The sequence below is a fragment of the Butyrivibrio sp. MC2013 genome (genome assembly GCF_000424585.1).
In the GTDB taxonomy this organism is placed as follows: domain Bacteria; phylum Bacillota; class Clostridia; order Lachnospirales; family Lachnospiraceae; genus Butyrivibrio.
On sequence record NZ_AUKE01000005.1, the window covers coordinates 137,549 to 160,336 of the forward strand.

Annotated in this window: 15 protein-coding genes; 1 reads left to right on the forward strand and 14 read right to left on the reverse strand. The window is 46.3% G+C overall.

Annotated elements, in window-relative coordinates; genetic code table 11:
* Window positions 1-38 precede the first annotated feature (38 nt).
* From asnB to G636_RS0103350, 8 genes are all read right to left on the reverse strand, one after another.
* Window positions 39-1,922, reverse strand: a complete 1,884-nt coding sequence (gene asnB / locus G636_RS0103315) for an asparagine synthase (glutamine-hydrolyzing) (protein ID WP_026506860.1) — start codon at window positions 1,920-1,922, stop codon at window positions 39-41.
* A 79-nt stretch (window positions 1,923-2,001) separates the two neighbouring features.
* Window positions 2,002-3,099 carry a glycosyltransferase gene (locus tag G636_RS0103320; protein ID WP_026506861.1) on the reverse strand — a complete coding sequence of 366 codons (1,098 nt, stop codon included), beginning with the start codon at window positions 3,097-3,099 and terminating at the stop codon, window positions 2,002-2,004.
* 30 nt (window positions 3,100-3,129) lie between these two features.
* Window positions 3,130-4,176: a M42 family metallopeptidase gene (locus G636_RS0103325; protein WP_026506862.1), complete on the reverse strand. Its 1,047-nt coding sequence runs from the start codon at window positions 4,174-4,176 to the stop codon at window positions 3,130-3,132.
* 70 nt (window positions 4,177-4,246) lie between these two features.
* Window positions 4,247-5,392 (reverse strand): glycosyltransferase, encoded by a 1,146-nt coding sequence (locus G636_RS0103330; RefSeq protein WP_051226459.1) that lies wholly within the window; start codon window positions 5,390-5,392, stop codon window positions 4,247-4,249.
* Window positions 5,304-6,764, reverse strand: coding sequence for a glycosyltransferase (locus G636_RS17155; RefSeq protein WP_051226462.1), 1,461 nt, complete (start codon window positions 6,762-6,764; stop codon window positions 5,304-5,306). Before G636_RS17155 ends, G636_RS0103330 begins: the two co-directional genes overlap by 89 nt.
* Window positions 6,765-6,787: 23 nt before the next feature.
* Window positions 6,788-7,537, reverse strand: a complete 750-nt coding sequence (locus G636_RS0103340; protein ID WP_026506864.1) for a DUF2334 domain-containing protein — start codon at window positions 7,535-7,537, stop codon at window positions 6,788-6,790.
* Window positions 7,538-7,563: 26 nt separating this feature from the next.
* Window positions 7,564-8,547: an SDR family oxidoreductase gene (locus G636_RS0103345; RefSeq protein WP_026506865.1), complete on the reverse strand. Its 984-nt coding sequence runs from the start codon at window positions 8,545-8,547 to the stop codon at window positions 7,564-7,566.
* Between the two features lie 237 nt (window positions 8,548-8,784).
* Window positions 8,785-12,033 (reverse strand): discoidin domain-containing protein, encoded by a 3,249-nt coding sequence (locus G636_RS0103350; RefSeq protein ID WP_155832309.1) that lies wholly within the window; start codon window positions 12,031-12,033, stop codon window positions 8,785-8,787.
* Between the two features lie 159 nt (window positions 12,034-12,192).
* Between G636_RS0103350 and G636_RS0103355 the strand changes: the two genes are divergently transcribed.
* On the forward strand, window positions 12,193-13,065 hold the full coding sequence (locus tag G636_RS0103355) for a LysR family transcriptional regulator (RefSeq protein WP_026506867.1): 873 nt from the start codon (window positions 12,193-12,195) through the stop codon (window positions 13,063-13,065).
* Here the strand turns inward: G636_RS0103355 and G636_RS0103360 are convergent.
* The 6 genes from G636_RS0103360 to pflB form a co-directional block, all read right to left on the reverse strand.
* Window positions 13,003-15,054 carry a DUF6020 family protein gene (locus tag G636_RS0103360; RefSeq protein WP_026506868.1) on the reverse strand — a complete coding sequence of 684 codons (2,052 nt, stop codon included), beginning with the start codon at window positions 15,052-15,054 and terminating at the stop codon, window positions 13,003-13,005. The genes G636_RS0103355 and G636_RS0103360 overlap by 63 nt on opposite strands.
* Window positions 15,055-15,083: 29 nt before the next feature.
* Window positions 15,084-16,400, reverse strand: coding sequence for a nucleotide sugar dehydrogenase (locus tag G636_RS0103365; protein ID WP_026506869.1), 1,317 nt, complete (start codon window positions 16,398-16,400; stop codon window positions 15,084-15,086).
* Window positions 16,401-16,744: 344 nt separating this feature from the next.
* Window positions 16,745-18,115 (reverse strand): AAA family ATPase, encoded by a 1,371-nt coding sequence (locus tag G636_RS17160; RefSeq protein ID WP_081668244.1) that lies wholly within the window; start codon window positions 18,113-18,115, stop codon window positions 16,745-16,747.
* 23 nt (window positions 18,116-18,138) lie between these two features.
* A complete protein-coding gene (locus tag G636_RS0103375; RefSeq protein ID WP_026506870.1) occupies window positions 18,139-19,311 on the reverse strand; it encodes an iron-containing alcohol dehydrogenase in 1,173 nt (390 codons plus the stop codon).
* A 337-nt stretch (window positions 19,312-19,648) separates the two neighbouring features.
* Complete coding sequence (gene pflA / locus G636_RS0103380) at window positions 19,649-20,383, reverse strand: pyruvate formate-lyase-activating protein (protein WP_026506871.1); 735 nt, start codon at window positions 20,381-20,383, stop codon at window positions 19,649-19,651.
* Between the two features lie 122 nt (window positions 20,384-20,505).
* Window positions 20,506-22,770 (reverse strand): formate C-acetyltransferase, encoded by a 2,265-nt coding sequence (gene pflB, locus G636_RS0103385; protein ID WP_026506872.1) that lies wholly within the window; start codon window positions 22,768-22,770, stop codon window positions 20,506-20,508.
* Between the last annotated feature and the right edge of the window lie 18 nt (window positions 22,771-22,788).

Sequence of the window (22,788 nt, forward strand, 5' to 3'; positions counted from 1 at the left end):
AGCTATATGCCTCCGGCTTTTACTGTCCCTTTTTTGATTCAAGCTTTTATCCATTTCTCATACCATTTCTGGAAGACATAATAAGACCATACTACACCTGAGTAATTGGCCCCGCTTCCTGCTCCCTTGTCGCCCTTTTCCAGGAATGCCCCTATAAAGCTCCTTGAAGGCCCGGCATTAAAGAGTCCCTGCTGCCGGATAAAAGTCTCATCCGAAAATGATAAGAGCTCTTCCTTAAGAGGGCCCCTTAGCCATGCATCAAGGGGTACGGAAAAGCCCTTCTTGGGTCTCTCCATAAGCTCCCTTGGCAGATAATCCCAGGTGATATCTCTAAGGATATACTTCTTGATCCCATCCCTGTATTTAAAGCTGTGAGGCAGCCTGAAGGAATACTCCATCACCTCGGTGTCCATGATAGGGCACCTGCCCTCCAGGGAATAATACATGGTGGACCTGTCCACCTTGGTAAGTATATCTTCAGGCAGATATGTATCCATATCAAGGAGCATACGCCTTATCTGCCAGTTACCTACATCATAACTGTCTTCTACAGGATATTTGGCAGGAAGAGAATCCGCTCTTCCTGCCAGCCTTTCGGCAGCTCTCACGTATTCCATGGAAGATAGCTGGGTCTTGGTGAGGGGATCCCTATTGGAAGCTATGGCCCTGACTTTAAAGGGCAGGCGGTCAAGAAGGCTCTTATCCCCAAGCTTTATATGATCTGTAAGAGCTGCAATACCTCCAAGGCCGTCCAGCTTCTGAGCTGCCAGGAGCTTGTCATATATATTATATCCGCAAAAGAACTCATCCCCCGCATCTCCGGACAGAACCACAGTCACATCACGCCTTGCCACTTCTGCCACCAGCATACCCGGTATCTGGGAGCTGTCTGCAAAGGGCTCGTCATAGCATTCTGCCAGCTTGCCAACCTGATCCAGCATGTCCTGCCCACCGATAATGACTTCTGTATGCCTGCAGCCCAGATGATCGGCTACTGCCCTTGCAAAGGGCGCCTCATTATATGCTTCATCTTCAAAGCCTATACTAAAGGTCTTAACAGGCTCCGGAGATATCTCCGATGCTATGGCTGTGATAAGAGATGAGTCATAGCCTCCTGACAAAAAGGAGCCAATGGGCACATCAGCGATCATCCTCCTGCGGGTGGCATCTCTTAAAAGGTCCCTTAGATGAGCCTTGGCCGTATCATAATCACTGACCACATCCCCTGACAAAGCTCCATAACGTTCTCTCACAGACCAGTATTTATGCTGCTGCATACTGCCATATCTGAATCTGATATAGCTTCCTGCTTCAAGCTTATAGACATCCTTAAATATACTGTCAGGAGCATTAATATACTGCTGATACAGATACCTGGTCAGTACCCTGCTGTCTATATCCCCCTTAAATGTGGGCCAGAGCATGATAGGCGATAGCTGGGACGCAAATACTATGCCGCCATCTTCCAGATAATAGTACAGAGGCTTTTTGCCTATCCTGTCCCTGATAAGATAGAGGCTGTCATCCTCCCTGTCAAAGAGTGCTATGGCAAACATCCCATGGATATGGGATATCATATCTATGCCCCATTTAAGATAGGCTGCCAGTATCACCTCAGTGTCACAAGTAGACCTGAAGGGGTAATCAGACAGCTCTTCTCTAAGTTCTATAAAATTGTATATTTCTCCGTTAAAGACAATGCTAAGCCTGCCATCTGCTGAATCCATAGGCTGATGTCCAAGCTCTGAGAGGTCCTGTATGGACAGCCTCCTCTGAGCCAGTCCCAGCTCATAGTCTTCCTTTATGGCCTGCTGAAATACTCCGCTGTCATTAGGCCCCCTTCTTACCATGGAGTCGTTCATAACGCGAAGTCTGTCTTTGTCTATTCTCTTCTTAGTGATATATCCGCATATTCCGCACATTGATCTTACCGTTTTGATATCTATATGCCTTCAGATCTGCTCCCTGACACACCACAAACGAAAGGGGATCTTCCCGGCATTATTTCGCAAGCACCTTGTCTATAAAAGTCTTCCACTTATCCGCAATGATATCCATATCCGCAGCCTGTCTTATCTTCATGGCATTTCTCCCCAGCATCATTGAGAGCTTGTCATCTGATATGATCCTAATGAGCCTGTCTGCCATACGCTCAGCATCGCCCACAGGCACGAGAAAGCCGTTTTCTCCGTCATGAATAAGCTCTGCGGGTCCTCCGCAGGGACAGTCTGTAGATACGCAGGGGATACCCATAGCCATGGCTTCCATGAGGGAATTGGGCAGGCCCTCATAATCAGACGAGAGCGCAAAGGCTGCTGCATCTGATATGGTACTGTCAAGGCTTTGGCAGCTGCCCATAAGCTCTACGCATTCTGTAAGCCCCAGCTCTTCTACCCTTTTAAGGAGCATATCTCTTACTCCCGCGTCTCCGTCAGGACCGTATATCTCCAGCCTGTAGTCAGGATATGACTTATGGACTATGGCAAATGCCCTGATGAGCATATCCTGGTTCTTTTGATGGGCCAGCCTTGCCACGTTTACTATTCTCCTTGTCCTGCTCTCAGGATAAGTGGTATCCATATATTTATCATTCAGAGGATTTAATATGACTTCAGACTTATTCCCCAACTCTTTTCTAAAAAAGGCTGCAGCCTCCCTGGTCTGAAAGACTCCTCCTGCTGCCCTCTTCATATATATAGCTGTCAATATCCGGTCCGGGAGCGAAGCAAAATCCGTAGCAGGATCATTTCTGACTGATATTATAACAGGTACAGAGCTTCCTGTGGCAGCCATAAGGGACCTGTAGATGGAGCCGTGCATAAAGGCTATAAGGACATCGGGCTTCTCATCCCTGATAAAATCCTTAAGATGCCTGATACGAGCCAGGTATCTGCCCAGTCTCCCCTTCTTGTCATCATCCGCAGTAAGGCCCACGTCTACTCTTCTGACCTTATCACTTACCCTGTATTCTTCATCTGCCTGCCACTCTGTGGCAAGGACTATGTCATCTCCCATAGAGCTAAAGCGCTCAGCAAGACCTGCTACTACTCTTTCTGCGCCGCCCAGTCCCAGAGAATTGATATGAAATGCTATTTTCATAGTGATCGCTGCTTACTCCATTCATTGTTTTTAAAGAGCATAGGCAATAAGAAGACGCAGTGTATTCTCAGCGCCGTCTCTGTGGCTTCTCTCATAACCATGGGATGCGTACACTCCTGCACCTATAAGACCATGTCTAAGATCAGAGCCTGAGCGCAGCGTAGCTTCCACATCACTGCCATAGTGAGGATAGACATCGATAGCATAGTCTGCTCCGGACTTTTTGGCAGCAGCCACAAGACCCTCTACCACAGGGTAGCTGTAAGGTCCTCCGCTGTCCTTGGCACAAATGGATACCTGTTTTTCACTGCAGCCAAGGCCGTCGCCCACGCAGCCCATATCTACTGAAATAGCTTCGGTGCAGCCTTCAGGTACGCTTCCGCTTCCGCCATGACCTACTTCTTCAAATACTGTGATATGAGCATATAAAGCTCTGCTTGGTCTTATCTTCTTGTCACTGATATACTTGGCAAGGCCCAGCAGGATGCCCACGCTGAGCTTGTCATCCAAAAATCTGGACTTGATATAGCCTGACTTTGTGACCCTTACGCAGGGCTCAAAACAGACAATGTCGCCCACTGATATGCCAAGCTTTCTTGTATCATCAGCGTTTTTTACATCTTCATCCAGAACCACCTCGCAGCTATCCCAGGTCCTCTTGGTATCGTTATATTCGCCGTTTACATGTATTGAAGCATTAGCCAGCTGGAAGGTCCCTTCGTAGATACCATCAAATTTGGTCACTACTCTTACATTCTCAGTCTCCGCATTATTGGGATTCATCCCTCCCAGATTAGTGAGCTTTAGTCTTCCGTTGCCCTTAATAGTGGAAACCATGGCACCAAGAGTATCTGTATGTGCTTCCAAAAGGAGTCCGTTGTCCTTATCCCCTCCTGTGAGATCTACAATCACGCCGCCTTTATTAGTGCGCTTTGTCTCAAAGCCAAGAGCAGCAAATTCCTTTTCTACCCAGGCAGCAGCTTCTTCTGTATAGCCTGTAGGTGAATCAATATTTAATAGCTCGCAGGTCTTTTCTACTATAAAATCCGTGTATTTTGTAAGTGATATCTTTTTCATATATTACCCTCCCTTAAAAATCAGCATGTTGCCGGCTGCATGTGTATCATCTCACTTTGTCAGTGATATTCTATATCCTAAGCACAGTGCTAATATCCCTTATATAACTCTCTGCAGAAAAGGCCCTGACTCTCTCCCTTCCGGAAACAGCTGCCCTATCTCTCTTAACAGGATCAGAGAGCATCTCTGTCATAGCCTTGCATAGCATGCGGTCATCATCAGTGATATGACAAGGATCCATATCGGCTTCGTGATCCATATCCGGGATCAATATGCCTCCCATACCATGTACAGGCTCTCCTATCCTGGATGCCGCGTCCCCATCAGGAATCAGGATCTCCCTGGGTCCTGTCTCGCAGTCAGCTGCCACTACAGGTATGCCAAGAGCCATAGCTTCCAGCATGGCACCGGGGAAGCCCTCGTGATTTGAAGATAATACATATAGAGCGCATCCCCTCTCATAGGCAAAGGGATTCTTCTTAAGTCCTGTAAATACCACTCTATCCTCAAGACCCAGTTCTAAAGAGAGCTTCTCGTATGCAGCAAAATCGCCGCTTCCTATGATCATCAGCTTATAGCTTTTATCCTCCAATAAAGAGAATGCCTTGATCAGATGCCAATAGCCCTTCTGATCATCCTCTCTTCCCACAGTGACTATCACATGCTCCCTGTCTTCAAAGGGATGATCTGTTACAGGCTCCATAGACCTTTTGCTAATATCCTCTATATCCACCGGATTATAGACAGTGACAGCCTTATCACTGTGGTAGTCTGATCTGATACGCTCTGTCATGGCTTTTGATACAGATATGAGCGCGTCGCTTCTTTTGCAAAAGAGCTTCATGGTCCTTTGATTATCCAGTATAATGCCCCCGTGGATGCCGGATACTATCCTGTCTCCCACACCTGTCAGGCAGTTGATAATGCTGGCAGACTCCCCAAAGCTGTAGGTGACATCTATATGTCTTTCTTTCTTGATCTGCCTGACCTTTCGAACTCGCCGCATTATATTAAGGACCTTGGCGAGCCTGCCGGGTCTTGCGCCAAGGTCTATATTGATCAGCTCCAGTCCTGAAGTATCGTAATGGATCTGATAGTCATCAAATATTAAAAGGCTGACATTTGCCTTATCTTTTAAAAGTCTGGCGGTTGCTACGCATACCGCTTCGTGTCCCCCCTGCCAGAGCCTGGGAACTATTAGTAGTACGTTTTTCACCGGGGAACCATCCCTTCTCATAAAAATATGTCATGCATTCAGCCTGACTGCGTACATCAAAGCCTGCTTTCTCTATGGTCCTGATGATAGTGGGAGATGTGACCGCCCTGTCAAGACAGGCAAGGCCCGTCCTATTCTCCATGGCTATATCTTCAGGAGCCTCCTTATGATGATCAGTTGGTAATAGCGTTCCCGCAAGGCTCTCCGGCACCAGGTCATCAAGTATTTTCAAAGCCCAGTTTCTGGGAGAGTCTTCTATGGACATATGACTCACAAGGCTGGTCAGTTCTACCTCTCTTGTGATAGTATCCGATATCAGGCACTGCAGTCCTGCTGCCTGAGCCTCTACAACGGTACCCGGTAGTCCCTCATACAATGAAGGAAAGCAGAAATAATCCATAGCCTGATAGTATCTCTCTGCCTCTCTCTGATTACCCATAAAGAGGATCCTGCTGCTCATTCCCAGCTCTGCAGCCAGCTCCCTGGCCTGATCCATAAGAGGTCCTTCGCCCAGGAGCATCAATCTTAAGGGAAGTCCATGAAGGAGCAGATACCTGCCTCTATCATCCTCCATGATCAGCTTCACCAGTTCTGCAAATACCCTGATGAGAAAGCTGTGATTCTTGGCTTCATGGAAACGTCCCACATGGCCTATGACAATGGCATTCTCTATGCCAAGCCTTCTCCTGACCATGCTTCTGGTAGCCTCATCATATTTAAAGCGAAGTACATCTATTGCATTGGGAATGATCTTAACAAATCCACTGTCTACCTGCTCGTCTCCGTAGACACGTCTGCCTGCGGCATCAGATACCGCAAGATAATAATCAGCCACTCCCTCTTTCTTAAAGGGAGCTCTGGCAATATCCGTAAGCCTGCCCTTGATACCGGGGTCCACACCTGCACTCCTGACATGGGCACAGGTTGTGCGCACGCCATTCTCCTTGGCGATAGGCAGATAGATAGCAGCAGAGCTGGTAATATGCCCCTGGACTGTCTGCCAGCTGCCTTTATGCTCTTCAAAAAAGCGCTTTACAGCCGCCTTATACACAGGGGTATTGACCATGGTATAACGGGGGATGGCATATATCCTGCCTCCCAGCTTTCTGATCTCGTCATCAAAATAGCCCTTGCCGCGTACCTTTAAGAGTTCATCACTGCTAAGCGCTTCCTGGCCTTTACCCTGGGGCGACTGATGGACCAGAAAATCAAACTGGACCCTGTCCCTGTCTATGGTCCTGTAGAGGTCCATGATCCTGCTCTCTGCGCCGCCAAGGCCCTTCATTGGGCCAAAAACGTGGAGCACTCTTATGGGCTCATTGCCTATGGGATATCTTATGTAGCTCTCTGAAGGGATATCGGTGTTAGTCATATCTTCCTCTCGGGATCTGCCTGTTATTTTCTGCGGATCAGTCTGATCATGTCTGAAGCTGTGCGTTTGCTAAGGGCCATGAGGTACTCTCTTAGTCTGTAACAGGCACCTGCCTTCACAGGGCTAAGATCAGATAGTTCTCTGTAAGGCACACATTTACCCTCTTTAATGATCCTCTTATAGCTCTCATATTCCTTGTCAGTCATGGTATTGGCATGAACTACAAAGGTCACTATGCCATCCCTTTTTGACTTAAGGCTCCTGCTCTTCTTATAGGAAATAGGATAAAAGGTGATTTTCTTGTAGCTGTAAGGCCTGTCCCCAAAGCCATCTGTAATGACCTTAAAGCCGTTATCACTAAGGGCTCTTAAGGTATTATGATCATAACTGTGGGAGGGAGCCATAAATATATCTGTCTCTATCCCGTGGTCAGAGAGTATCTTCCTCCCATCAGATATCATGCTGCATTGCATATCATAAGGAAGCCCTGCAAATTCGGATTTGCGGTTAAGAGGAAAGATGCCTCCTTTATCCGTTGTATAGATATGGGTATGCCCATGCATGGCTATAGTAAAGCCGTCCTTACTAAGCCCTTTTATCACATCCCAAAAGTCCTCTCTGGGCGGGTCTATGGACAGCTTCTCATCCCTGTTATCAGGGACCACTCCCAAAAGAGCTGTGAGACCATGCTCCTTTAGAAGGCCGGTAAAGTTTAGAAATTTGTCCCAGTCCATATCAGGACTGATATCATCCATTCTAATGGCTATCTTCATACAGCTCTATGCCTTTCGAGGGTGTATTATTCTGCATTAAAGAGCTTCTTGTACCAATCGATGGCAAGGGCGATGCCTGCCTTGAAATCATAAGAAGGATCGTAGCCAAGATTTGCTCTGGCTTTGGAAATATCAGCATTGGAATCTCTGATATCTCCCGCTCTTGCAGGTCCGTATATAGGCTCCACGTCAAGTCCCAGTGCCTCGCAGATATCATTATATACGTCTATGAGGTACTCTCTGCCGCCTGCTCCGATATTGTACATCTGGCCTGCTGCCTCTTCAGAAGCCAGGCAGGCTCTGAGGTTACCCTCTATTACGTTATCTATGTATGTGAAGTCCCTGCTCTGACGTCCGTCACCGTTGATAGTGGGGCGCTCGCCTGAGAGGAGCTGCTTGATAAACTTAGGAATAACAGCAGCATAGGCTCCGTTAGGATCCTGCCTGCGTCCGAATACATTAAAATATGACAAGCCGTAGGTATTAAGGCCATAGAGCTTCTTGTAGAGCATGCCGTATTTCTCGTTGGTCTGCTTGGTCAGAGCATAGGGTGATAAGGGATTACCCTCTTCATCCTCTCTCTTTGGAAGCTTTGTGGAATCCCCATACACAGAAGATGAGCAGGCATATGCAAAGCGCTTTACACCATTTTGTCTGGCAGCTTCCATCATATTGAGGGTACCCCTGATATTGATCTCTTCATAGAGAAGGGGCATCTCGATAGAGCGGGGAACTGAGCCCCATGCAGCCTCATGACATACATAATCTACGCCCTCACAGGCTCTCATGCAGCTGTCCAGATCTCTGATATCTTCCTGTATAAATGTAAAGTTGGGATTATCCATAAAGGGCTGGATATTCTCAATATGTCCTGTTGAAAGGTTGTCCAATACCCTTACCTTCACACCCTTATCAAGCAGTGCCTCGGTAATATTGGAACCAATAAAGCCTGCGCCTCCTGTTACAAGAAAAGTGCTTCCTTCAGGGAAGCTAAGCTGTTCATAACCCATTTTACTAATGCGATCCGGCCTCTGAAATATAAAGGGGGATCCTTCCTTTCTTCCGGCATATCCCGGTTATTATCAATCACTTGATTTGTAATGATCCAAGTGTCAAAAACTACTATTAATACTCACATCATATTAATCTATGCCGCTCTATTAGTCAAATAATCAGCATATTAAAAAGAGGGAGTCCGCACGAATACGCGGACTCCCTTGGGGAAGGAGGTTATAAACTTTAGTGCATTATCCCCTAAGTTTTTTAATGAAATAGAAGCCTGCGCCGCCAGCTGCTGCAAGGCCTGCTGCCACAAGGGTCAGGATAAGACCTGCAGGTGCGCCGCCATTATTACCATCATCTGTATCAGCTGCAAGAGCTGTTTTAGCATCTGTGATAGTCACTTCTTCTTCCTTTGTTTCTTCGACAGCTCCTTCTACAGGCTCTTCCTCTGTCTCTTCAGTAGCAGCTGATTCTTCAGAAGGCTCTCCTGCTTCTGCAAGCAGATCTTCTTCTGTTTCATTATCTTCTGTCACTTCCTCTGCCTCTTTAGTAACTTCATCATCAGCTGTTGCTGCTTTTGTCTTATTAGAAGCAGTGCTTACTGCAGACCTGCCTGCTGTAGCCTTGCGGTTAGAAGCAAGTACCGCGGAACTGCTATTAGTTGCAGAAACTCCACCTACAGATGCTGCCAAGGCAGCGGGTGCTGCGGTTCCCTGGGCGGGACTTGTCTGTCCTGCAGATACCTGACTTCCACCACCGGGCCCTCTTACATTACCTGCATCTGAAGAGCCGCCTTCCTTGTTGTCACCTGTACCTTCATCACCACTGCCTGTCTCTTCGCCCGGGGCTGTCTCCTTGCGTATCAGCTCAGTTCCCTTATTGGCATCATAAACAATAGTCAGAGCTCCTGTAGTAGCCATGCTCACATTCTGTGACTCTGTAAGCTTGCCATCTACGTAGATATCTACATCATAGTTTCCTGCTGAGAGGCAGTCTGTCATACGATAACTATTTATAGATGTCTGCACCATATTGACAGTCTCATCCCCGATACTTGCTGTAACCATCGCCTTACCAGCTTCTGCCTCATATGTGCTGCCATCTGCCAGCTTGTAGCTTACAGGAGCTGCATTTATAGAATCAAACCATTCTCCTGTCACAGAGTTTACAAAGAGTACAAAGGTATCTGTCTCTTTGTCGGATGCAGGGAATGTAACGTTTGCATTCTCTGAAGGTACTTCGCCGTTACTCCACACGCCGTCAAAATTGATCTTGAACTGATAGGGCACAGCAGTTTCAGGCACAGTATATGTAAATGTACGCTTGAATACGCCGCCGCCTATATAATCCAGCCTTGAGAGAGCATTGTTCTGATCCCAGCCGCCAAACTCCTTGAACTCCTCAATACCTGTCCTGCTAAAGAAATTGCCGGTCCAGTTGGCTTTCTTCTTGATATCCTGTACAGGATTACCGTTCACATCATAGTGAACATCCTTGCCTGTTACGATCTTGTCCTTATCTGCAAAATAGCGGATGATTACTTCCTCGGAAGAAGCGCTTATGCTGCAGCTCCTCTCTGCGATAGCTTCTCCGTTTGCAAGGATCTCAAGCTTATTGTCACCTGCTGTAAGAAGAGCTGTAGCCTCGTACATATTTCCATCATAGAGAGCCATATCAGAGATTCGTTCCCCTACTCTCACCTGAAGGTGATCTCCTGCAAAAGCCTTTACTACTACTTCTTCAGGCTCCTGGGGCTCTGGCTGAGGCTCCTTATCCTCACTGCCTGGCTCTTCTGTTCCGGGCTCCTCGGTGCCGGGATCTACCACTTCACCGCCTTCACCGGGCTCCTCTTCAGGTCTTTGATAATAAGCCTCTATCTCAAACATGCTCACATAGGTTCCTGAGAAAGAGGATACATGTACTCTCAGATATCTGCCTTCTGCCGCCTCATATTTCAGATCGATGGGATCCGTGGAGAGGCTCTCGCCGCTTGCTACTACTCTATAGCCGCTCTCATATTCATCTGATACTTCAACGGTAAATACGCATTTCTCGGTATTAACATATGTACCTGTACCACCAAAATACAGTATTACTTCATCTGTCATGGTGCTCTTGCCAAAGTCAACAGCATACCAGATATCAGGATCTTCCTCATGGGATACGAGGAAGGAAGTGTAGCTGCCATCTGTAAGATTACCTACATTTCTGGCACCTATCCCTCTTGTAGAGCCTCGTCCGTTGGAAGATGCACTGCCCTGCTTGCCCTTAGCCAGGTTGGTATTGCCATCCATACCTCTGCCTTCAAGATCAGGAACATTAGTTAGATCCTTATATATTCCGGCATATTTCAGCGCTGTCTCTTCTATGAGATTCACGGTAGCTGCATCATAGGCTACCTTATTATTTCTGTAATCATCGCTTTCAACCAGGGATGCCAGTACCTCCTTGTCCTCTGCTGAGAAATTAAAGGCACTGTCCCTGCCGGTGATAGTGTAATAAATAGTGCTGGCTGAGATCAGACTGGCCAGATCGTTGCCATGTACGTTATCACCTTTTCTATACCATTTCTTATTCTTGTCAAAATAGAGCTCATAGTAAGCTTCACCTGCAGCTGCAAGCTTTGCTCCATAATCTTTTGCCACAGCTACATAGGCATTTGTCACATTTGTCTGGCCGCTCTTTAAGATATCCTCATTTGCCCAGGGCATATATAAGAGAAGCTGCGGATGATTAGGCGCTTCCTCTATCCAGGGATAGAAGGCTTCCACGCCCTGACGCAGGAGGCTCTCTGAAAAGCCTGAGGACTTCTCCTGCAATATCACATAATCATAATTTCCATTTACTACGGCATCCCTGCTGCTCTCCTTCAAGATATCAGCCTGGTCAAAAAGAGACGCTCCCATCTGAGTCCTGGTATCAATATGCGCTGATACACCGCCTAGCTCAAAGAGCTTTGTCAGCTTACCTGCTACGTCATTGTATCTGGTCAGACTGTTACCCACCATAAGTATCCTGATGGAAGAATCGTCATTGGCCATGAGCTTAACAGCCTCTACGCCTGCATTCTCTGCCTTTGCTCCAACAGCTGTCTCAGAAACGTCCTGAGCTTTCTCTCCATTTGCAGCATTTTCTGCACTCTCTGATCCAGCTGCATCTAAGGCATCTTCTTCGTCCGCATCTTTTACTACGTTCTCAGAATCAGCTGCTGTCTCGGCTCCTACCGATGCAATCACATCCTGCTCATCAGCATCCACCATCACAGCATCTTCTGACTGCTCATCTGCATTAGAAGCTTCTGATTCTATTTCTTCTAATGCCTTGTCATCAAGGTCACTACCAAACTCTGCGATATCAAGCTGCAGTGCCTCCTCAAGATCAGTTACCGGTTCTGCTGCATTTGAAGCTATGGATCCATAGCCAAGTGCGCTTGTTGCTACAAGGACTGCCGCCAGCAATCCCGCTAATAGGTTTTTATTCTTCCTCTCCCCCATAAGCTTTTGCATCTCCTTTTCATAATGTGCTTAACCCTTTGTTACTCCCAGCCGAAGCTGTCATATAAAAGTATAAAAAATGGGGGATTTGATGAAAAATATCAAATACTATATAATCTTATATATAAATCTATATATGCTATGTGGGGGAGAGCTTAGATGAATCTGTTGGAATTAAGATATTTCAGAACTGCCGCAAAACTTGAAAACTTCTCAAAGACCGCCGAGCACCATCTCATACCTCAGTCTGCTGTCAGCATCACTATCAAGAAGCTGGAGCAGGAGCTGGGCTGCAGCCTCTTTGACAGGAGCGGCAAATCCATAAGATTAAATGATAACGGCAGGCGCTTTTTGGAAACAGTCGATCATGCCCTGAGCATCCTGGATGAAGGCATAAACGCCCTGAGGGAGCCCCAGGTTAAAGGCATAGGCATCAATATCCAAAGCGGCATCCACTTTATGACCTATCTGGTTCCCGACTTTGAAAAGCAGAATCCCGGCATCAGAATTTTCTTTCTCCAGGGATATTCTGCCAATCAAAAAGAAGCTGATTTTACCTTTTTTCAGCTTCCCATTGATGATGATAAATATGAACATGTATTTCTTATGGATGATGAGATAATGGCTGCTGTTCCCAAAAAGCATCCCCTTGCTTCAAAGAAGATCCTGGATCTCTCATTGCTGACATCGGAGCATTTCATCGCCTACGATCCCGGAAACAGGCTAAGGATATTTACAGATTCCCTCTGTAGGGAGGCAGGCTTTGAGCCTGTCATCGCCTTTGAGACCGGAGATATGAAGAGCCTCAGGTCCATGATAGAAGCCGGACTTGGTATATCCCTGGTACCTTCTGCTTCCTGGCGTCAGAGCCTCTCCGGACACGCCCGTCTCATCCCTCTAAAGAGCCATCCCATGCGCACCCTGGTCCTGGCTTATCCAAAGGGCAAGGTACTCAGTCCCGAAGAAGAGCTATTTTTGGACTATACCTGCAAGTGGTTTCATAACCTCACCGGCAAGGACGGGGAGCAATAATAGCATCGGTATAAGATCCGTGAGGAAATAGCTGTAACGGAAATCATTGGATACAGGAGTAGCTATCATGACAGTGCCCATGATAAAGAGGGGAAGAAGTGCTATGAGCGCATGATCTCTGCTTTCCTTTCGTCTAAGGCAAGCCGCAAATGATAATAGGAGCAGGTAAAAGGCTGTGCCCATACAGAAAAAATGACTGTAAATAGGCATCAGATCCCCCAGCTTCAAAGCTATCTCCTTGACCTTGATAAGGAGCTTGCCTGGAAGGCCATAGATCAGCCACTTCTGGCCAAGGCCCAGAGGGTTATCACATATGCCCTCTCCATAGGCTACGGTATATCCATTATCATCTTCAGGATTATCCGGGAACCAGTATCCACAGGTCATATCCCTGTACGCCTTAATATATTCAAAGGGATATGTAAGGCCCGTTTCTATAAAGGCATGGATACATTGAGATCGTCTGTCTGTGAGGACCTCAGGGTGTCCTGCTCTTACCAGTTCCTTGATATTATCAGCAAAGCCCGGAACATAGAGCCTGTCTATGAGGCTGATATCCATCATGCTCTCTGCAAGCTGTCGCGTCTCAGCTGTCAGCTCCTTACCATCATATATCACCCTGGCAAATAGCTGAAGGGGAATAGCCAGATTTTCCACAATGTCAGGCCCCGGAGTCTCTACTCCTTCTCCATTGGCATTAGGTATGAAATAATATCTCACAGGAAGGACCAGGATAAGGGCCAGGCCCCAGGCTGCCATGAGAAGGCCTATGGTCTTTCTCACAGCCTTTCCTTTGCGAAGCTTTATTATTCCCCATATCAGGAGCACGGGGAGCATTGCGATCATGGCAAATCTTCCATTGGATCTAAAGAGATTAACACCTGCAAAGGACAGGCAGTGGATAATAAGGTCCCTGATAAATGAAGCTCTGTTATAGTCTGTACCGCCCTTAGTAGCAGTGCTTTCATCATGGCTCGTTGCAGCAACATCGCCAGAAGCTGCAATGCTGACTTGTGACAAGAGTCTGAAAAGACTGCTGGCATATAGTAGTACAAGCCCTGCAAAGAAAATATCCTTCCACATACTCACAGCAAAAACAGCCTGGAATGGCAACAGCGCAAAAAAGGCAATAGAAAGGATGACAAAGATCCTGCGCACTCTATACTGATATATAGTCATAATAAAGTATGAGTAAATAAGAGCCATCATCAACATCTGAAAGAAGGTATATAAAGCAACGCCTTCCATAAGTGAAGCCCCAAATCCCTCTGAGATGCGGATAAAAAGGCCTATGATAAAGGTATGTGCCATAGGATGATGGTTGGAATAGGGCTTTACACCTATTGCCTGCTCTATCTGATTGATACTGTCCGGTGTGAGGATACCGGGATATTCATAGAGATATATTGGAAGATAGCAGATGATGATAATAACAAAGGATATGAGGAAAACTTTCGCCGAGCTGTTTATCAACTTCTTCTTTGCCCTGAGATGGCCTGTTTTTGAGCCTTCTTTTTCCTTAGCGCTGTTATCTTCATTATCTATATCCCGGGTGCGTTCATATATAAAGAAGTCTCTATTCCCATAGAATTTAAATATGCTTTTAACGCAACGATCAAAGAGGAAATATAAACCGCAAAAGCTGATAAGGATCACAACAGCCTTAAAGAGAATGTTGTCGTAAGAGGCAGACAGGCTCTCGCCCTTATAGAAAACATAAAGAAAACTATACAGAGCAGAAAGTATGTGGCTAGAAGCATATCCCTTCCTACCCGCATAGCTGTCGGAAGCTCTTATAAGAAGCACAAAGGCTGCATATAAAGGAAGCAGCAGGATGTTGGCTGCTCCAAGATCAGTAATGAGCGCTACTGCCCATACCATGATAAAAGCTATTATGTACACATAATAAGAGACAGACCGCAAAGAGCTGTCCGCCTCCCCATTTTCAGTCTCGATTATGGGATCTTGTCCGAACTTTATTCTCTTCATGATCTGTCTCCGTTAATTATACGAGGAAGTTATAGCCTCCAATATTCGTATTCAGGCGCTGTATAATCCTTCCTGTCGTAGATGCCCTTCAGATCCAGGAATATCCTGGTCTTGTTGGAAGCATTAAAGAAGGATGCGATCTTCTCTCTTGTATAAGGTACGAATTCCTTGTGAGCTACTGCCACGATCACAGCATCCATATCCTTAACATCATCCATACTGTTGAACTTGATGCCATAAAGGCGCTCTGCTTCATCAGCATCCGCCTCAGGATCTACAACAACAGGAGTAATACCATACTCCAAAAGCTCATTATAGATATCGATAACCTTGGTATTTCTGGTGTCAGGGCAGTTCTCCTTGAAGGTGAAGCCCAGGATAGCTACTTTGGCACCCTTAACAGCAATATCTCCTGCGATCAGCTTCTTGACACAGGACTCAGCAATATACTTGCCCATGTCATCATTGATCCTTCTGCCGGAGAGGATAATCTGTGAATGATATCCCAGCTGCTCAGCCTTATATGTGAGGTAGTAAGGATCAACGCCAATGCAGTGTCCGCCTACGAGACCGGGCTGGAAAGAAAGGAAATTCCACTTGGTACCTGCTGCCTTCAGCACTGCCTGAGTATCTATACCCATACGGTTAAAGATCATGGACAGCTCATTCATGAATGCGATATTGATGTCACGCTGGCTGTTCTCAATAACCTTTGCAGCTTCTGCAGTCTTGATATTCTCTGCCTTATATACACCTGCCAGTGCAACCAGTGAATAAACCTTGGCTACCTGGTCAAGAGTCTCCTCATCCATACCGGATACAATCTTTACGATTGTATCAAGTCTGTGTACCTTATCGCCGGGATTGATCCTCTCAGGTGAATAGCCCACCTTGAAATCAACTCCGCACTTAAGTCCGGACTCCTCTTCAAGAATAGGAACACATATATCTTCTGTAACGCCGGGATATACGGTTGACTCATATACTACAATCGAACCCTTAGTGAGATACTTACCAAGAGTACGGCTTGCTCCTTCTACCGGAGTAAGATCAGGTGTATGATCATCATTTACAGGTGTAGGTACTGCAACTATATGGAACTTGCACTCCCTGAGTTTTTCAGGATCAGCTGTGAATTCTACTGATGTCTCCTTTATGGCATCATCACCAACTTCTCTGGTGGGATCTATACCCTGCTTGTAGAGCTCAACCTTGGCTGCATTAAAATCATAGCCTACAACCTTAATCTTCTTGGCATAAGCAACCGCAATAGGCATACCTACATAGCCAAGGCCTACAAGTGACAGTTTCTCTTCGCCGGACAGAAGTTTCTCATATAAGTCCATTGTAATTATCCTCCGTATTATACGTATCTCCTCAAAAATGACCGTTATATATTATGAGGTAGGTGTCAAAAGTTCCTTTTGACACCTTATGACTAACGGATTGTTCCGTTTCTTCGAAACTCTCACAATCCTAAAACATTCGCAAATCCGCACTACGTGCTACTTTGCTCATGTTTTGCGGGTCATAAATTCATATTCGATTTCGAGCAAGCTCGAATCGAAATGACTTTTGACCCTTATTTCATATTATCCCAGTCACAATTATTTATCTTAAGACATGCAGGGGATTAAGTCAAACAAAGTAATAAATCATGACATTGATTTGACAAAATGCATCCATGCATTCATGACATTGATTTGACAAAATCCTCCAGCTTGAAGGTCATCAGTTCTTTATCAGAGAGTGCTGCCAGATCCTCTGCAATCCTGTCAGCCTGCCTGGTCATGGCCTTTTCAAAAAGGTTCCTGACCATTCTGCCGTTTCCAAAATTCCTATCCTTGTGAGCGCACTTGTCTTCAAAGGCCTTGTAAAGGTACTGCCTGCAGCTGTCATCCAGAATAAAGCTGTTCTCCTCGCAAAGAGATTCCATGATAGCCAGCAGTTCCCCTGCATCGTAATCTTTAAATTCTATGAATTTATTAAATCTGGAGCGGAGCCCCGGATTGGAATTAATAAAATCTCCCATAAGCTCCGTATAGCCGGCGACTATGACAATGAGGTCCTCTCTGTTATCTTCCATGGCCTTCAGGATGGTATCTATGGCTTCCTGGCCGTAGTCCTGCTCGCCCTTGACCAGAGTGTAAGCTTCATCTATAAAGAGTATGCCCCCCTTGGCTTCTTCGATCTTCTCCTGGGTCTTGATGGCAGTCTGACCCACATAGCCTGCAACAAGGCCTGCCCTGTCCACTTCCACAAGATGGCCCCTAGACAACACTCCAAGGTCATGATATATGGCAGCCAGAGTCCTGGCCACTGTGGTCTTGCCTGTTCCGGGATTACCGGAAAAGACCAGGTGCATAGACATCTCAGGCTGTCTGATACCCTTTTCCTTCCTGATCTTGCGTACACGGATGAGATTAATAAGAGATGATACCTCAGATTTCACAGCAGAGAGTCCTATCATTTTATAAAGACTCTCTATGCTTTCCTGCTTATCATCTGCTTTATCTACAGCCTCAAACGATGGCTTATCTTTGCTTTCTATGGCACTTGCCCCAGCACTTGTCTTCGAAAGCTCTTTTCCGGCGTATTCCCTAAGCCCCATAAGGAAGCTTGACATGCCACGTATCTCACGCTCATCCAGCCTTACATCAGCTCCTATAAGAGCGTTTCCCATAGCTTCAAATACATCTATATACATTTTATAGCGGGGATAGACCTTGCTGCCGGGCTTTAGCTTTTTTGCATCATCCCTCACCAGATAGCTAAAGGAATAAGGTATCTCGGACATAAAGTCAGGATCTTTATTCTGCAAAAGAAGAGCATCCGCTTCAGTCCATTCTGCTTCCAGCAGCTCATTTATCAGTTTAAGCTCATTCTTATCGATCTTACCATCTGCAGATGCCAGACCGGTCAGGTAACGAAAGATCTCATAGTCAAACCATTCCAGATTGGAATCTTTTGGATCCTCCTGCCTGGCTCCCAGCCTGCCGCTGTCCATAAGCCTGTATTCGCTCTTTAATATCTTTATCTTCTCTATGACATCCTTATCCATCTCATCCTCCGGGAAAGGCTATATCAGACAGCATTCCTATAAATAACCTTAACAGCTTCTGTATCAAGAGGCCTGATCCTCGACAGGCAGACAGTGCCCTTCATTGTCGCATCCATTGCCAGGGCTTCAATATCATCATCGCTTACCTTGAGCCCCAGCTCTGTAAGGCTTACAGGCATCCCTATGCTCTTAAAATATGCCACAGTCTCATCTATAGCCATGGTTGCAGCCTTGTCATCATCCCCTTCTACAATGCCCCAGACCTTCCTGCCAAAGCCTGCAAATCTGGGCAGAGTATCCTTGTAGAGCTCCTTTGCCCAGGAGCCCCAGACTGCAGAGAGAGAGGCTCCATGGGTAACATCGTAGCGTGCAGATAGAGCATGTCCCAACTTGTGAACAGAGAAATCCTTGCCTCTTCCGCATTCTGTAAGATTATTATGTGACAGGCTTGATGCCCAGAAAACCTCACTCATAGCGTCATAGTCGGAAGGATCGTCAACTATCTTTTTGCCATTTCTGATGACTGTGCGAAGGAGTCCCTCTGCAATCTCATCTGTCATCTCGCAGTGACTATCAGGGATAAAATATCTCTCCATGGTATGCATCATGATATCAGTCACGCCTGCTGCCAGCTGCCAATGCGGTAAAGTCATGCCAAGAGCTGGATCCACTATGGCAAATCTGCATCTGTTAAAGTCAGTATTGATGCCTGCCTTTTTGCCTATGGCTTCATTGGTCAGGACTGCTGAATCGCTCATCTCGCTTCCTGCTGCCGCAATAGTCAGCACAGCTCCCACAGGAAGTGATCTGACAAGAGGCTCCCTGCGGGTCCAGAGATCCCAAAGCTCCTTGTCTGGATTAGCAGCTCCGTGGGCTATAGCTTTGGCTGTATCAATGGCACTACCGCCTCCTATAGCTATTATCATATCAGCTTCAAAAGAAAGGGCCTCTTTTACGCCGTTCACCGCATGCTCAAGGGTGGGATTAGGCTTGGCACCTCCATATTCTTTATAAGAGACTCCGGCTGCTTCCAGCGACTTTTCAACCCTTTCCAAAAGTCCGCTTTTAACCACGCTTCCCTTACCATATACCAGGAGAGCTCGCCTTCCGTATTTGACAGCAGTTTCGCCTGTCCCATCTTCAACATCTCTTCCAAATATGACCTCTGTAGGTGCATAGAATCTAAAATTATCCATGATATACCTCGCTTTACAATAGCAAACCTCACCCGGACAATCCCAACATGTTGATATAGATCCGGATTCAAAATCCCGGCTGCAGATCATTTTTTTACGTATTCTATAATACCATTTATAAGCTATGGGATAAAAGGAAAATGCCGCATTGGCAAGATGCGGCATTTCAGGTAGGAGATTTTTTAATGACTATATATGTGATTTGTTAGTTCCATCTAACAAAGATGATGTTAGCATAGACTAACTCATTCCGTCAAGTCTTTTCTTTACTTATTTTTTTTTTTAACTCCCTACTTATCATCAGTATCGTAAGGTAGCTGCTGCAGAAGGCATAAAATTATTGAGCGCCCAGTATCCTGCGAGCGTTTTCCACGCGGTCGGCAGAAGGAGCCATAGTACCTTCAAGGCTATAGGGGATTCCCAGCTCCTTCCATTTGTAAGCTCCCAGATTGTGATAGGGTAATACTTCTACCTTTTCCACACCGGATAAGCTTCTTATAAACTCAGCTGTCTTCTCCAGAGCATTATCGTCATCTGTAATACCGGGCACCAGAACATGCCTTATCCAGATCTTCTTGCCATTATCAGACAGAAAGCGCAGGCAGTCCAGTATATTGCTGTTATCTTTGCCTGTGAGATCTCTGTGGGCTGCCGGGTCGATATGCTTGATATCAAAGAGAAAGAGATCAGTGAGCTCTATCAGCCTACTAAACTTCTCCATAAAGGCCTCGTCCCTGCTAAAGGGCTCTCCCGCAGTATCAAGACAGGTATTGATCCCCCTCTTATGAGCCTCCTCAAAGAGCTCTATGAGAAAGTCTATCTGAAGCAGAGCTTCTCCTCCGCTTACCGTAATGCCGCCGTCTTCGCCCCAGTATGAACGATATCTCTCTGCCTTATCAAGCAGCTCTGATGGTTCATAGTAGCTTACAGAATCTGTCTCCATAGCCCAGGTATCTGCATTATGGCAATACCTGCAGCGCATCCTGCATCCCTGCAGGAATATGATAAATCTCACTCCCGGGCCATCAGAAGCCCCAAAAGTCTCTATGGAATGAACTGCTCCTTTGATCATCCTTTTTGCCTTTTCCTTTTCACATAAATAGCCAGGGACAGTAGCGTCCCAAATGTTCAATAACTATTAAAAAGAAGCGGGCATCAATATATTGACACCCACTTCTTCTATAATTCATAAGATCAAAGAGATTCGTGGCAGGTACGTGCAATAACGTCAAGCTGCTGCTCTTTGGTCAGGTTGATAAACTTAACTGCATATCCTGATACACGGATAGTGAAATTAGCATATTCAGGCTTATCGGGATGCTCCATAGCATCGATGAGCTTCTCACGACCGAATACGTTTACATTGAGGTGGTGTGCACCCTTCTCAAAATAGCCGTCCAGAACATTAACCAGTCTCTCAGCTCTCTCCTTGTCATTGTGGCCAAGAGCAGAAGGATTCATGGTCTGAGTATTGGAGATACCATCAAGTGACCACTCATATGGAACCTTGGCAACTGAGTTAAGAGATGCCAGAAGTCCGTTCTCCTCTGCGCCGTAGCTGGGTGATGCTCCGGGAGCAAAAGATGTATATGCAGCACGTCCATCAGGTGTAGCACCGGTTGCCTTACCATAAACAACGTTGGAAGTAATGGTAAGGATGGATGTGGTAGGCTCTGAATCACGGTATGTGTGATGCTTTCTGATCTTGGTCATGAAAGTCTTAAGGAGCCATACACCGATCTCATCAGCTCTGTCATCATCGTTACCGTACTTAGGGAAGTCTCCCTCTACCTTGTAATCAACTGCCAGGCCGTTCTCATCACGGATCACGCGAACCTTGGCATATTTAATAGCTGACAGTGAATCGATAACGTGTGAGAAGCCTGCGATACCTGTAGCAAAGGTACGTCTTACATCTGTATCGATAAGAGCCATCTCAGCTGCTTCATAATAGTATTTATCATGCATGTACTGGATCAGGTTCAGGATGTTCACATAGAGTCCTGCCAGCCAGTCAAGCATCAGATCGTACTTTGCGATCACTTCATCATAGTCCAGATACTCAGAAGTGATAGGAGCATATGCGGGACCTACCTGCATGTGCTTGCCGCTCTTATCTGTGAACTTCTCATCCACACCACCATTGATAGCATAGAGAAGTGCCTTGGCAAGGTTAGCTCTTGCTCCGAAGAACTGCATCTCCTTACCTGTCTGTGTAGCGGATACGCAGCAGCAGATGCTGTAGTCATCGCCCCATACAGGACGCATAACATCGTCGTTCTCATACTGTATAGAGGATGTCAGTACAGAGATGCGAGCTGCATACTTCTTGAAGTTAAGAGGCAGTCTCTTGGAATAAAGAACTGTCAGGTTGGGTTCGGGAGCAGGTCCCATGTTCTCCAGGGTGTGAAGGAAACGATAGTCATTCTTGGTGATCATATGACGGCCGTCTCCGCCCAGGCCTGCAACCTCAAGAGTAGCCCATACAGGATCTCCTGAGAAAAGGTTGTTGTATGAAGGGATACGTGCAAACTTGACCATACGCAGCTTCATAACAAAGTGATCGATAAGCTCCTGAGCCTCAGCCTCTGTAAGTGTGCCTTCATTCAGGTCACGCTGGATATAGATATCAAGGAAAGTAGATACGCGGCCTACTGACATAGCTGCGCCGTTCTGGGTCTTGATAGCTGCCAGGTATCCAAAGTACATCCACTGAACAGCTTCCTTTGCATTGCTTGCAGGAGCACTGATGTCATAACCGTATACCTTGGCCATCTCCTTCATGCCCTTAAGAGCACGAATCTGTTCTGAGATCTCTTCTCTCTGACGGATAACATTATCTGTCATAGTGCCATCGCCGCAATTGTTATAATCATCAACCTTCTTGGCAATGAGATGGTCGATACCATAAAGAGCTACTCTTCTGTAATCGCCTACAATTCTTCCACGTCCGTATGTATCCGGAAGACCTGTTACGATATGGCTGTGGCGAGCTGCTCTCATCTCAGGAGTGTATGCATCAAATACTGCCTGGTTGTGTGTCTTGTGATATTCTGTAAAGATCTTGTGGAACTTGGGATTAACCTCATAACCGTATGTAGATGCAGCTTCTTCTGCCATCTTGATACCGCCGTAAGGCATGAAAGCTCTCTTAAGAGGCTTGTCTGTCTGAAGACCTACGATCTGTTCCAGATCCTTGGTCTCTTCATCGATATATCCGGGTCCGTAAGCAGTAAGTCCCGATACGATCTCTGTCTCGCACTCCAGTACTCCGCCCTTTTCTCTCTCCATCTTCTGGAGCTGCTGAAGCTTGTCCCAGAGAACATTTGTAGCATTAGTGGGCTCAGCCAGGAAGGACTCATCGCCTTCATACTGAGTGTAGTTGAGCTGGATGAAATCTCTGACATTGATGTCACCGATCCAGTGTCCGGGATTAAAACTGCGCCATTCTTTTTTCATTCTTACCTCCATATTGAG